Here is a 16,133-nt window from a genome sequence, read left to right on the forward strand (position 1 = left end):
ATTATTAGAAATCCAATTCGATTGTGCTTGCGAGGTGTTTACTTTTGTTTACTTTTCCGCTTAATTGAATTTCTCTTAAAGGAATGGATGGATTTCGTAAAATCGCCGAGAGGATCATGACGTAATCCTTGGCCAATACAGCAATGGTTTTCTTTTTAAATAGCTTCGTGCAGTAATCAAAGCTGCCTTGTATCTCATCCTGGTCTATTACAAAGGTCAGCTGTAAATCAAACTTGGCAGCCGTATTTGTTTGTTCATAAGGTCTGACGGAGAGAGAGTCTACCTCAATATCCGTTTGTTCCGTATTTTGCATGACAAACATCGTATCGAACAATGGATTGCGGCTTAAGTCCCGTTTCACACCCAGTCTTTCAACTAATTCTTCAAAAGGATACTCTTGATTTTCATAAGCCTTCAGCATTGTTTCTTTTATTTCCGTTATATAATCCATAAATGTCTTTTCCGCCATCGGAGCGGTACGGATGGCTAATGTATTTACAAACATTCCGATGATATGTTGCAAATCTTCATGTATTCTCCCCGCAATAGGTGTACCGACGACGATATCATCCTGGCCGCTATATTTAGCCAGCAGTATGGAATAGGCCGAAAACAAAATCATATAAGCGGTCGATTCGGTCAATTCTTCCAGCTGCTTTACACCTTGGATGACAGTCTTATCGAGCACAAAATTGTGCCGCTTCCCATCGAAGCTTCTCACCGGCGGCCTCGCAAAATCTTTCGGCAGCTCGAATGACGGAAGCTCCTCATGAAATACACCCAGCCAATACTCTTCCTGCCTCTTGATTCGTTCTCTTTGCTCTTTTTGCAGCTTCCATTCAGTGAAGTCTTTGTATTGAATACGGAGCGGAGCTAACTCTCTGCCGTCATACAATTGAATCAGTTCTTCGACAAAAATATTCATGGAGGCGCCGTCCGTAATGATATGGTGCATGTCAAACATAAAAATATGCCGGTCTTGTTCCAACTCGATGAGTCCAGCCCGAAGTAATGGAGCCTGGCTGAGATCGAATGGCCGCACGAAGGCGCGGAAAAGTTCCTCAACCTCGTCAGGTGCTGCCTTATACCTTTCCATAGAGAACTCCATTTGCGGTTTGATCACCTGCACCAGTTCTCCGCGGATCATGTCAAATCCGGTGCGCAGCGACTCATGACGCTGGATCAGTCTTTGGAAAGCGGTTTTTAAGCGATTCATATCGATTTTTCCTTCTAATGCAAGGATTCCCGGCATATTGTAGCTAAGTTCGCCGCCTTCGATTTGTGTTGACAGGTAAACCATCTTCTGCACGGAGGATACAGGATAGACATCTTTTTCTTTGGCAGCCGGAATATAATCCGGTCCGCAGGCTTCAGCTTCAGCAATGGCCTTTGCCATTTCTTCAACTTTCGGATATTGAAATACTTCTCTTAATGAAATGCTTTTATTGAATTGCTTATGGATTTTGGCAACGAGCGTCATTCCCCGTAACGAGTGGCCGCCCAGATCAAAAAAGTTATCTTTCACGCCTATTTCTTTTACCTTCAAAACGTCTTGCCAGATGCATACCAGCTTCTCTTCCATACTCGTCCGCGGAGCGACGTAGTCAGTCCCGGTTTGCAAACCGACTTCAGGAATCGGTAATGCTCTTCGATTTACTTTTCCATTGGAGGTTAACGGCAGTTTCTCCAGCTGGATGAAGTATGAAGGAATCATGTAGCCCGGTATTTGATCAGCAAGTTTTTCTTTTAGCTGACTGATCGGCAATGATTGCTCCGCTGTAAAATAGGCATACAAATCGTTTTGTCCATCTGCATTTTCTTTTGACAGGACAACGGCTTCCTGAACATGCTCGATGTTTAGCAGAGCGGCTTCCACCTCGCCGAGCTCAATCCGGTAACCGCGGATTTTGACCTGATGGTCCATCCTTCCCGCATATTCAATGTTTCCGTCGGGAAGGTAACGGGCCAGATCACCTGTTTTATACATTCGTTGTTTCGTGTCATATGGGTGCGGAACAAATGTTTCGAGCGTCAAAGACTCCCTGTTATGATAACCTCTGGCTAAGCTGACCCCGGAAATACAAAGCTCACCGACGATCCCGACAGGCTGAAGCGTTCCGGCCTCATTTAAAATGAAAATCTCCGTATTTGAAATCGGTTTGCCGATCGGCTGAAGCTCCTGATCAATATCCGGATCAACGGTATACATGGTCACGACATGCGTTTCCGACGGACCGTAATGATTATGAAGAGTGACATGGTGGTGCGCCAGCATGTCACGCAGTATACTTGTTGCGATGAGCTGTTCTCCCGCAGCGATAATGTGATCCACGCACTCGGCAAACGGTTCGAAATAGTGTTTCTCCGAGCCAAGGAGCTTAAGGAACGCGGTCGGAAGAAATGCTGTTTGTACCCTGTGCGTTCTGACAAAATCATTGAACTGACGTATTTCCCGTTTTGCCTCATTGCTGATGATAAAGAGTGTCCCTCCGCTTGAAAGCGCGGAGAAAATTTCTTGATAGCAGACATCAAAGCTCATTGCAGCAAATTGCAGCACTCTGTCAAAACGCAGCTGCGTATGATCTCGTTCATATGCGAACAGATTCGTCATCGTTTTATGTTCTAATTGAACCCCTTTTGGCTTCCCTGTTGTACCAGATGTGTAAATGACGTACATTAAGTCATTTTCCGAATAGGAAAGTTGAAGATTATCTGTCCCGCCTTGATATAGTAACGGATTGTCAAGCAGAAGAACTTCCCCTTCAAAGAGCGGCGGAATGGCATGACCTGCACTAGTCAAAAGCACACCGGCGCCGCTGTCTTTCATCAAAAAAGCCCGCCGTTCATCAGGAAGTTCCGGATCGATAGGAAGAAATGCTCCGCCGGCCTTTAATATGGCTAAAATGCCGATCATCATATTTGCTGAGCGATCCGTGAGAACGGCAACCACCTGATCTGTGCCTACACCCTTATCTTGAAGGACGCGCGCCAGCTGATTGGAACGTTCGTTCAGCTGACGATAAGTCAGAGTCTGATTTTCAAACAGGACGGCTTCATGGTCTGGGTTAAGCTCAGCCTGCTGCTCAAAAAGTTGATGAATCGTTGGCGGAATACGTTTTTCTGCGGTTGCAGTATCGTTAAAGAGTTTCTGAATTTCACTCTTCTCTTCTTGGGTTATCATATCCAAATCAGCCAGCTCGGCCTCAGGTTGTTTGATAATCGAATCAATCAGCTGCACAAAATGCCCCATCATACGTTCGATCGTTTCCGGTTTAAACAGAGCCGTCAAGTATTCCATCGTGAAATGAATACCCGAGTCTTCTTCCACAGCCGTTAAGGTTATATCAAATTTAGCCATCGTATGTTCGCTTGGGTATGGTTTGAAAGTTATGTCATTTATATCTAACTGTTCCTGCTCCGTGTTTTGAAGCACAAACATGGTGTCAAACAACGGATTACGGCTCAAATCTCTGGCAATATCCAGTTGATCAACCAGCGCTTCAAAAGGGTAATCTTGATGCTCGTAAGCTTTCAAAGCATTCTCCCTCACCTCGGACAGATACTGAGTGAACGTCTTCCCTTTTTCAGGGTGATTTCTCATCGCCAGTGTATTTACAAACATTCCGATAATGGGTTCCAAATCCGCATGCGGTCTCCCCGCAATAGGGCTGCCGACAATAATGTCTTCCTGGCCGCTGTATTTTGAAAGCAATAAGGTATAAGACGCAAGGAGCACCATATATAAAGTAGATTCGGTTTGGGATGCGAGCTGCTTTAATCCTTCGCTTTTTTGCTTATCAAGCGTGAAATGCATCGTAGCTCCCGCAAAATCCCGTGCCGACGGCCGTTTATAATCGGTAGGTATATGAAGGACAGGAACGTCGCCGCTGTACAGCTCTAACCAATAGGCTTCTTGGTTTTGGATCTGTTTTAACCGCGCTTCTCCGGTCTGCCATACTGCGTAGTCCTTGTACTGGATGCGCAGGGGCGGTAATGTCTCTCCTTCATAAATCCGAATAAATTCTTTAATCAATACGCTCATAGATGTTCCGTCAGAAATAATGTGATGCATATCAAACAGCAGAATTCCGCGGTCAGGTTGAAGTTCAATCAGCCCCACACGAAGCAGCGGCGGCTTCTCCAGATGAAACGGGCGAATAAATTGGCGGATATAAAGGCCTGCATCATTTTCTTCTGCCTGATACCACTCTACTTCAAACTCTGCGTGATCCAAGACATACTGAACAGGTTCTCCGCCGGCCATTTTAAAACCGGTGCGCAAAGATTCATGACGTTGAATCAGTGCGAGGAAGGCTTGCTGCAGCTTATCACGATCAAGCTTGCCTTCGACAGCCATCAGACCCAGCATGTTGTAACTGAGTTCTCCGCCTTCCAGATGATTGAGAATGTACAATCGTTTTTGCGCCGAAGATACCGGATAATATGGTCTTTTCTCAATTGCAGGAATCCCGGCATACCCGGTTTGCTCCATCGTCGTGATTTCCCGCGCGAGCTGTTCAATGGTTGGGAAACGGAACACGTTTCGCAAAGGAATTTGGACATGCAATTGCTTTTGTATCTTTGCAATGAGCGCCGTTGCCCGCAGGGAGTGTCCGCCGATATCAAAAAAGTTATCTCGGATCCCCACCTGCTCTAACCCGAGAACATCCTGCCAAATTGCTGCCAGATGGATTTCTGCCGAAGTCTGCGGCGGCACGTATTCTATGCCACTGTCCCTCTTTTTGACCGGAACCGGTAATAACTGACGGTTCAGCTTCCCGTTTGGCGTCAGCGGCATCTTATCCAGCTGCACAAAATGAGCCGGTATCATATATCCCGGTAAATGCCGGGCCAGACTTTCGCGAAGTTCACTGATCTGTATTGGCTTATCCGCAGTATAGTATCCGCACAGGAAATATTCTCCATCCGCATCTCTAAGGGCAATTGCGGCGGCTTCTTGAATATCAGGAATGTTCAGTATTACCGATTCGATTTCACCGAGTTCAATCCGAAAACCGTGAATTTTCACCTGATGATCAATCCGGCCGATAAATTCAATATTTCCATCCGGCATAAGGCGGGCCAGATCACCGGTTCTATACATTCGGTCCGTCGGGACAAACGGATCGGCAGCAAATTTTTCATCCGTTAGTTCCGGCAGGTTCAAGTAGCCCCGCCCGACACCGTCCCCTGCAATATACAGCTCGCCTTGAACGCCCACAGGCTGCAACCGCTTTTTTGAATCAAGAATGTACATGCGGTTGCTGCCTAACGGCTTGCCTATAGGAACATGAATTTGACTGCGTACCCAAGCATCGGCAGAACATTCTATGTTGAACAGGGACGCGTCTACGCAAGTTTCTGTAGGCCCATATACATTGGTGATCGAAGGCGCAGCGCCATAATCGCCGAATAATCGCATGAGCTTATTTACCGTTGTTTTGGAAAGAGCCTCTCCTCCGATTAAAAGGTGCCGAAGCGGGACTTCCTGCAAATCACCTGCAGCTATCAAGAGCTTTAAGTGGGCAGGTGTTCCGTCGGTTATGTCAATGCAATTCTGCCGATAGTAACGGCATAATGCTGAACCGTCTGACACGACCTCTTTGGGAGCAATAAACAGGGTATGTCCTAACAACAAGGAAGCATACATTTGCTGAACAGAAGCATCAAAATAATATGGAGCAAGCATGGCTACATTCAGCTCCGCATCATAGGCAGAATAAACTTGGCGGCGAAGTCCTTCAATCAGGTGAATGACCTGGCGATGTTCAATTAACGCGCCTTTAGGCTTGCCCGTCGTACCGGAAGTATAAATGGCATAGGCCAGTTGACTCGACTGATAAGAGAGCGCAAGGCCGTTGTCTTTTTCGTGATAGGCATGTTCCTCTATGAGATCGATACATGTCCCTGGGAAGCCGATGTTATTCTGCAGCTTCTCACGATAAAGCAATACGCTGATGCCCGAATCACTTAAAATATAACGGATGCGTTCAGGCGGAGAATCAGGATCTATCGGCAAATATGCTCCGCCCGCTTTTAAAATCCCTAAAATGCCTACAATCATTTCCAGAGAGCGTTCAGTCATAATGCCGACAAGCTGATCCGCCTGCACTCCTTTTGCCTGCAAGGTTCGCGCTAGCTGATTGGATCGCCGGTTCAGTTCTCCGTAGGTTAATTGTTTACCCTCGAATACAACCGCCGCATGGTCAGGTGTACGATGCGCTTGTTCCTCGAACAACTCATGAATCGTTTGTTCACGTGGGTAATCCATCTCGTCAGATTGAATACGACTGAGCAGATGTTCTTTTTCTTGCTGAGTCAGAAGCTCCAATTCTTCTATTTTGACAGACGGTTGCTGCAATACTTGCTGCATGAGCTGTTCAAAATGCCCGCGGAGCCGCTCCACTTCTGATTTTTCATATTCGTTTTCATTAAAACCGAAATGGATGGCAAGCTTTTCGCCAGGAATGACAACCACATTCAAATCATAGTGGGAGTGTTCTTGCATATGAAAATTCATGATGTCCAGTCCCGCATCATGATGGCCTGCCTGTTCAACTTGTTGTCCTATCGGATAGTTTTCAAAGATCATGATATGGTCAATCAGGTTTTGCTTTTGTTCCGTTTTTGTCTGAATTTCATATAAAGGATAGGTATCGAATGCTTGGGAAGTCAATGCCTTTTGTTGAACCATTTGCATCGCTTCAGCAAAAGAGCTGTCCTCATCACAGCGGATGCGAACCGGAATGGTATTGATGAACATTCCGATCATCTGTTCCACACCGGGGATTTCCGCCGGCCTTCCCGACACGACACTGCCAAATACAACGTCCCCGGACCCGCTGTATTTCTGTAATAAAACCCCCCACAATGTTTGGATCAACGAATTTAATGTCACTTGATGCTGATTTGCGATCTGCTGTAATTGTTTTGTCTGTTCGTGATCGAATTGGCAGATCACATTGGCATAAGCGTATTCTTTTTGTTCATGCTGCGGTGTTTTATGAAGAAGCTTGGTTTCACCTTTATACCCTTCAAGATACTCGCTCCAGTACCGTTTGGCCGCTCCCTGATCTTGGCGGTCAAGCCACTCGATATAGTCGCTGTAAGGAGCTGCAGATGGTGGTTCTGTTTCCCTGCCTTCTTGCAAGGCGTTATAATGCTCAAACACTTCCTTCGTGATAAGAGACAGGCACCAGCCGTCCATAACAATATGATGGAAGCTCCAAATCAAATGATATTTGCGGTCTTCTATACGGAAAATCGCTATGCGCATCAGCGGACCCCGAGCCAAGTCAAATCCTTTTGCCTTGTCCTCTCTTTGATAGGCAGCGATTTTATCCTCACGCCGGTGCTCCTCTATGTCACGCAAATCTGCAAAATAAATTTGCGGTTTTTGTGTTTTATAGACGATTTGTAAAGGAGTATTGTTCAAGCCGCTGTAAAAACGGGTTCTGAGCACGGCGTATTTTTCAAATAATCGTTCCAAGCTTGCTTTAAACCAATCAATCTTTAACTCTCCCTGCAAATCAAACGATGCTTGTTCAAAATAAGATCTTGTGGCCTCATCCAGCAAGCTATGGAAGAGCATTCCTTTCTGCATCGGAGTGAGCGGATACACGTTTTCGATCTCACCTGAATGCGGCAGTTGAATGAGGAGCTGGTCCAATTCATCAATGGTCATGCCTTTTAACAAAATATCGCTTGGTGTCAGTTCCGATTGTTCTTTATGAACGCAATGCGTAATGATTGTCCGCAGGCGGCTTTGAATCGTTTCCGATAGCCGCTTGATCGTTTCTCTTGCGTACTGTTTGCTGCTATAACTGATCGCAATCCTCAGCCGGCCCTCGGTTATCATTCCGTTTATATTCAATATATACGGTCTGGCTTGATTCCCGCTTGAGTCTGAACCGCAGGAGTAGGAGGATAATTGAATCGCATGCTGCTGCAAATCTTGGTCAAACTGCCCCAGGTAGTTAAAACTAATCTCCGGATTCAGTTTTGATGGCATTGACCCGCTTAAGTACCTTGCTATTCCATATCCGATCCCTTTATGCGGAATTTGGCGCAGTCCTTCTTTGGTCGTCTTGATATAATCAGAGATTTCTTTGCCTGGCTGCGCGTGAAGCACAACCGGATACAGACTTGTGAACCATCCAACCGTACGGGAGATATCCATATCTTGAATCGTCTGTTCTCTTCCGTGTCCCTCTAAATGTATCGGAATCTGTTCAAGTCCTGACCAATGCGATATGGAAAGACCCAGAGAGGTTAAAAGCAAATCGTTTATTTGAGTGTTATAAGCGCGATTCGCTTGTTTTAATAACAGCTCCGTTTCTTCTATAGTCCATTCCACGGTTTCCGTTTGACTGTCCTTTGAGGTCGTATGTGTTTCATGAAAATCCTTAGGCAGCGGTTTCACATCGGTTTGTTCGATCTCTGTCCAATATTCCTGTTCTTGTTTTATGGTTTCACTTTGCGCATATTCTGAAAGCCTCTTGGCCCATAATTGGAAAGAGTCTGTTTTTTGCGGCAGTTGAATCACTTGCCCGTTCTCAGCTTGTTTGTAACCATTAGCAATATCATCCAATAAAATGCGCCATGAAACCCCGTCTACAATCAAATGATGGATGGCAATCAGCAAGTGATCTCCATCTGCACATTGAAACAATCCGGCCTTCATTAACGGCCCGTCACCTAAACGCATACAGCCTTGTATCTCATTAGCCTTGGCTTCAATTGTCTGCCCCGGGTCGGATTCTGCTTTCAGATTCAGGACTTCAAGGTGGTACAGCCCGCTTTGAGCAATCTCTGCAATCTTTGCCTCGTATCCCTTTTCCGTCTGCTGGAACGTCATGCGGAGCGCATCATGATGTTCTGCAAGCTTTTGCAGGGTTTGACGAAGCGGCGTTTCCCGAAAACCTTCCGGTGCATACAGCATGACGGCTTGATTATAATAATGCGGTTCTATCGTTATGTGATCAAAGAACCAATGCTGAATAGGAGTCAGGCTGACTTTTCCTTTGACTTCACCTTGATCGGCTATACGCAGATTCTGCTTGATATGCGGACTCAAATCGGCAATCGTTGCATATTGAAACAAGTCTTTGATTTCCATTTTGTATCCGCTCTGTTTTAATCTTGATGACACTTGGATTGATTTAATAGAATCTCCGCCAAGGTCAAAGAAATTATCCAGAATACTGACGTTCTCTGCACCTAATACAGCTTCCCAGGCGGAAACTAATATTTCTTCCACTTTTGTTCGGGGAGCCTTATACTCTGCTCTGTCCTGCAGCCCGAAATCCGGAGCCGGCAGCCCTTTTCTGTTTATTTTTCCGTTGGAGGTTAAAGGCATTTCATCCAGCTCGATAAAATAGGCCGGAACCATATAACTTGCCAGAGTATGAGACAATTGTTTCCGGAGCCGGGAAACCGTTATTTGCCCGCCGCTCACGTAATATGCACACAATTGTTTAAACCCGTGGATATCTTCTCTAGCTGTAACAACAGCTTCCTTGATCGCTTCTTCTTGATACAGTGCCGCCTCGATCTCGCCTAATTCGATACGGTAGCCTCTGATTTTCACTTGTTCATCCATTCTGCCCGCATATTCAATGTTTCCGTCAGCCAGCCACTTCGCCAAATCTCCGGTCTTATACATCTTGGCTCCGGGTTCAAACGGATCATCGACAAATTTCTCTGCCGTCAATTCCGGCCGGTTCAAATATCCTCTTGCCACACCGGCGCCGCTGATATAGATTTCTCCTGGGACACCGACCGGCGCGGGTTTCATATTCTCATCCAGCACATAAATGCTCATGTTTGCTGCAGCCGTTCCAATCGGTACCGATTCCCGCCTGTCCTTCACGGCATCGTAACGGTAAATCATGCAGCCGACAACGGTTTCCGTCGGTCCGTACTCATTGCATATTTCAATTCGGCCTTCAAACTGTTTATGAATACTTTGGGCTAACTGGGTGCTTAGATTCTCCCCGCCCACAATCATTCTTCGGACAGCCGTTTTATCGGCGATATTCATTTCTTTCAAAACCTGTAAATGGGCCGGCGTCAATTTAATGATATCCACCCTCGGGTCCTGCACAATCGATGCAAGCAGTGCTGTTTTGTCCTCTCCGTCATAGACGATGATCGTATTGCCTGTGACAAGCGGTGTGAAAATAGAAGTCACCGTTAGATCAAAAGAGATTGACGAATACAACGGGAAGTTGGTTTTCTCGCCTTTTAGATAAACCTCTTTCGCCCACCAAATATAATTGGTCAAGCCTCGGTGCTCGATTAATACGCCTTTTGGCCGGCCTGTGGAACCTGACGTATAAATGACATATGCCAAATGGGTAGCATCACTTATCGGTGCAAGGTCAGAGTCATTTTGGTGATACGAGCTTTCATCATCCAGTAAAACCGTGACGCCTTCATAGACAAGCTGTTCCCTGACATCTCGCTGCATCAAAACGATTCCGGCTTGAGAGTCATCCAGCATATACCGGATGCGGTCTTGCGGATATTCCGGATCTATAGGGACGTAGGCTCCGCCTGATTTTAAAACGGCAAGGATCCCGACTACTGATTCGATACTGTTTCTGCTGATGACAGCCACAGGATGATCCGCCTGTACGCCCTTCGCTCTTAACGTTCGCGCCAGTTGGTTTGCCCGCTTATTGAGCTCTCCGTACGTGAGCTCCCTGTCCTTATCGATGACGGCCGCTTGATCGGGCGTACGCTGCGATTGTTTTTCAAATAATTGATAAACCGACGTCTTCGGAAATGGTGCAGCCGTGTCGTTAAGAGTATGAAGAAGGGTTCTTTTTTCGTCTTCCGTTAACAATTCCACTTGCTCCACCTGGATATCCGCATCTGTCATGACTTGATGCAAGATTTGCATGAAATGTTCCCGAATCCGCTCTATACTTGAGCGTTCATACACACTGGCATTGTATTCAAAATAGATGTTCATCGCTTCGCCCGGTACAACGGTCAAATGAAAATCATAGTTGGTCTGTTCTTCCATTTGCACGTTGGAAATTGTGATGGATGATCCGTTTTGCCGGCCTATGCTTTCCATATACTGATCTACAGGATAATTTTCGAAAATCATTAAATGTGTAATTAAATCTTGCTTTTGCGTTGTACGTGCTTGAATATCGTATAGCGGGTACGTCTCAAATTTTTGAGACGCTACTGCTTTTTCCTGCGCTTCTTTCATAAGTTCGGTAAACGTTGTCCCGGCTTCACATCGGATCCGGACGGGAATGGTGTTAATGAATAAGCCAATCATGGTTTCCACGTTTGGAATTCCAGCCGGTCTTCCGGATACAACACTTCCAAAAACAACATCTCGGCTTCGGTTATATTTCTGCAGCAAAACCGCCCATGCCGTCTGCAGCAGCGTGTTCAGCGTGACATGGTGTTTGCCGGCCGTCTGCTTCATTTTCAAAGTGAGGTCGGTGCTTATTTCACATGTCACTTTCTCCGGAATGTATCGCTCATCTTCCGCCGCATGGTGATCCTTAGGGAGGATGGTTTGCTCTTCATATCCCTCCAAATATTGATCCCAATAACGCATGGCCTCTTCTGCATCTTGCCGGCCGAGCCATTCAATGTATTGACTGTACGGAGTAATCGACGGTTGTTCAGGCTGCTTTTGCTGAAGCAAGGCAAAGTAATGCTCGAATATTTCTTTTGTAATCAGCGGCAGGCACCAGCCGTCCATCAAAATATGGTGAAAACTCCATATAAAACGGTATGTCGCGTCATCCGTACGAAGAATGAGTAACCGCATTAACGCGCCTCTTTCTAAGTCAAACCCCTGTAACTTATCTCTTCTGGCATATTCCTGAATCATCTCTTCTTTTTGTGATTCCTTCATCTCACGTAAGTCAATGAATTCAAAACCGATCTTTTTCGTTCTGAATATGATTTGCAGCGGCTGATCTTTCCAGCCGCTGTAAAAATTCGTGCGGAAAATATCATATTTTTGTGATAAGCCATCCAAGCTTTTCGAAAATGAGTCAATATCCAGATCTCCATGCAGATCAAACATCGTTTGCTGAAAATAGGCACCTGAACTCGGGTCAAACAAGCTGTGAAACAGCATACCCTTCTGCATCGGTGTTAATGGATAAATATTTTCTGCTTCGCCCCATTCACGCGTCTGCTCCAAGAGCTGTTCCAGTTCGTCTATTGTGATATCTTTTAACAGAATGTCACTTGGCGTCAGGGTAGTCTGCTGCCGGCTTACGCAATGCGCAATGACTTCTTGCAGACTTTCTTTCAAATTTCGTGCAAATTGCGCCATAGTCGATCTTTCGTATTGTTTGTTGCTGTAGCTCAGTGTTATCGATAATTTCCCTTCAGCAATCATGCCGTTCAAATCAAGCACGGCCGTTCTCTCTTGGTTTTCATTCATCGATAACCCTGTGGAAAAAGGCGATATGCGTAAAGCTTGATGCTCCAGGTCTTGGTCAAATTGCCCCAAGTAATTAAACGATATTTCCGGATTCAGCTGCAGACTGGCGGCTTCCGGACGCCCGGATACATATTTGATGATGCTGTAATGCATTCCTTTATCAGGAATACGGCGCAGTCCTTCTTTGACGATCTTAATCCGCTGCGACAGATCTTTTCCGGCTTCCATCCTCAGTACGACAGGGTACTGGCTTGTAAACCATCCTATCGTCCGGGAAATATCCACATCCGGAATAATCGGTTCTCTCCCGTGGCCTTCCAAATTCACGAGAATGTCTTCTATGCCAGTCCACCTGTGAACGGCGAGTCCTAATGAAGTCAGCAGTAGATCATTGATCTCCGTGTTGTAGGCGCGATTCGCTTGTTTTAATAATTGCTCTGTTTCCTCTTTTGTCCATTGAATCGTCACTTCTTCGCTGTCTCTTAATAACGAACCTTTGCCGATGTTGTCCTTGGGCAATGGCTGCGGTTTCATGCTTGACAGCTCAGTCCAATAAGCAATCTCCTGTTCCATGTCGGTTTCCGCCGCATACTTGGACAATTGATCCGCCCAGAATGGAAATGAATCTGTTTTTTGCGGGAGGCGGATCGTTTGTCCGCGCTCTGCCTGCTCATAACCGCTTGCAAAATCCTCAAGTAAAATTCGCCAGGATACTCCGTCAATCGTCAAGTGGTGAATTGCAATCAGCAAATGATCTCCGTCCGGACATTGGAACAAACCAAGCTTCATCAAAGGCCCTTTTTCTAATACCATGCTGCTTTGAATCTCATTCGCTTTATCGGCAATTGCTTGAGCCGGATCTGTTTCCTCTTTATAATTCATCACTTCCAGATGGTATAATTCACTTTCATCCGTGCCTGTAATTCGCGGAGCATATCCATTCGGCTTTTTTTCAAAAATCATCCTCAAGGCATCATGATGCGAGGCGATGCGTTCCATCGTCCGGCGAAGCGAAGCCTCTTTAAAGCCTTCCGCCGAATATAACATGACGGCCTGATTGTAATGGTGTGCATTCGGCATTTTTTGTTCAAAAAACCAATGCTGAATCGGGGTCAGACTTGTCCTGCCGTTCACTTCCTCTTGATCAGCCATTCTGCCGAGCGGCACTACAAACTGACTTAGTTCAGCAATCACGGGGTATTTAAACAGATGCTTCATATCCACCTTGTAACCGGCCTGATACAATCTCGAAGACACCTGAATTGATTTAATCGAATCTCCGCCAAAATCAAAGAAATTATCCAGAATTCCTATACGCTCTGCCCCTAATACTTCTTGCCAGATGGACGCCAGCAGTTCTTCTGTTGAGTTTCGCGGGGCTATGTATTCGTTATCCGTCCGCGTTTTTTCTTCGGCAGCAGGCAAAGCTTTCAAATCAATTTTCCCATTGGAAGTGAGCGGTATGTGTTCCAAATGGATAAAATAGGAGGGAATCATATAATCCGGCAGTTTACGAGACAAATCGTCTCTGAACTGCGCAACGGACAAAGAAGGATCGCCGACATAATAGGCATACAATTGCTTGGCTCCGTCTTCGGCTTCCCGCGCAACGACTGCAGCTTCACGAACTTTTTCAAGATTGCACAAGGCTGCCTCTATCTCGCCGATCTCGATACGGTAGCCACGAATTTTCACTTGAAGATCGATTCGCCCTAAATATTCGATTCTTCCATCTGGCAGCCATCTGGCGAGGTCACCCGTTTTATACATCTTTTGACCAGGGAGGAGCAAATGCTGAACAAACTTTTCTTCCGTTAATTCAGGCTGATTGAGGTAGCCGCGGGCCACGCCGGCTCCTCCGACATACAGCTCTCCGGGTACGCCGATCGGCTGGATTTGATGGTGCGCTCCTAAAATATAGGCTTGGTGGTTGGCCACCGGTTTGCCGATTGTGATCTGTTCATCAGCGGACTGGACAGGGTGAAATGTAGATACCACGCTATTTTCTGTCGGTCCGTATTCATTATTGATTCGAATGTGAGGCTGCAGAGAATATAGCTTCTCAACTGTATCTAGTTCCAGCTGCTCACCGCCTACAACAACATGCTGAACATGAATGAAGTCCTCTGCATTCATCTGTTCGATCATCGTTTTCAGAAGACGGGGAGAAGTTGAAAAATGTGTAATCCTCTCTTGTTTCATGGCATTTTGAATGGCGAAAAGGTCTTTATTCTCTTCATTCGGCAAAAGATGCAAGGTTGCACCCGAGATTAGCGGGCCGAAGAAATTTAAAATGAATGCATCAAAAACATAGGGATACAAGACAAGCACTCGATCCTTGGCAGAATGCTTGAAAAACGCCTTTTTCCACTGGAGCGAGTTCACAATGCCGCCGTGTTCAACCATGACTCCTTTCGGCTTTCCTGTTGTGCCCGAGGTGTAAATGACGTAGGCTAAATGGTTGTGTTCCGCTATGGGTGATAACAATGAGCAATCGGCATGGTAAGATGCTTCATCATTCAGATCGATCGTCGGTCCGTCAAAGGTGAGGCTGTTTTTCAAATGACGCTGAACAAGGAGAACATCTGTATTCGCATCATGAAGCAAATATTGAAGCCGCTCTTTTGGATATTCAGGGTCCAGGGGCACATAAGCGCCCCCCGCCTTCCAAATGGCTATAATAGACACGATCATCTCTAATGAACGATCAGCCAGAATGGCGACTAACGTATCGGCTTGAACTCCGCAGTTACGCAATGTTCTTGCCAAACGGCAGGCCTGTTCATTCAATTCCCTGTATGTCAAATGGCAGTTTTTGAACTTGACGGCTGCATGATCAGGCGTTCTTTCTGCTTGTTCTTCAAATAACTGATAGACGGTTCTGCTCCCGGAATAATTTGCGCCGGTGTCATTAAAATCAAATAATAGTTTCTGTTTTTCCGCTTCGGGTATGACCTCTGCCGTATGGATCGCAGCTTGAGGCTGAAATAAGATCACAGACAGCAGTTGATCCAAATGAGATACAATTTGATCCATATAGCGCTCATTGTACAGATTGCCATTATAAAAAAGCTTCAAATGAATCCCGTTGTTCTCCAAATCAAAGTGAAACAGCGTATCGGTTGCAGCATCTTCTTTAAATCGCAAGGAATGAATTTCGTTAAGTGAAACGACGGTATGAATCAACGGCATACGCTCATCATTGTATTGCACGTTCAGATGCTGAACCATTTTTCGAAACGGCAGGTTTTGATTTTTCAGCGAATCATTAACGGCTTCTTTCAGTTGCTCGAATACGGTTTTAAACGTACTCTGGCTTGAAAGCGTATTTTTCAAAAGGACAATGGTGTTAACGGCTGACTGGCTGCTTTTTTGCTTCGATACCGTTGGAATGCCAAGAATCAGCCGCGTTCGATCCGTATATTTATACAACAAGCATTCAATACCTGCCAATAAAATCAAATAGGCTGCCATTTCAGAATGATTAGACATTGTGATTATTCTTTGGGATACTTCCGGAGATAAGGAACGGCAGATGCATTTTTCCTGATAGCCGGTACGGGCCAATGGCGCCTTATCTACTGCTTTAAAGTAAGGGAATGCGCTTAGACTGTCATCTTCATCAAACAGGTTATCCCAGTACGTTTCCTGATTTTTAAATACCGACATTGGAGCACCTCATTTTGTATAATTTAAACAAATA

At 45.7% G+C, this 16,133-nt stretch carries 1 protein-coding gene; it reads right to left on the reverse strand.

The window, feature by feature from the left end:
- Positions 1-4: 4 nt before the first annotated feature.
- Complete coding sequence (locus M1M80_RS09970; protein WP_060398721.1) at positions 5-16,099, reverse strand: non-ribosomal peptide synthetase; 16,095 nt, start codon at positions 16,097-16,099, stop codon at positions 5-7.
- Positions 16,100-16,133: the final 34 nt, after the last annotated feature.

It is taken from the genome of Bacillus inaquosorum, from assembly GCF_023238325.1.
GTDB lineage: Bacteria > Bacillota > Bacilli > Bacillales > Bacillaceae > Bacillus > Bacillus inaquosorum.

Bases quoted from the DNA above. Each gene is read 5' to 3' on its own strand.
- M1M80_RS09970 (WP_060398721.1), bottom strand. From the start codon at position 16,099: ATGTCGGTATTTAAAAATCAGGAAACGTACTGGGATAACCTGTTTGAT.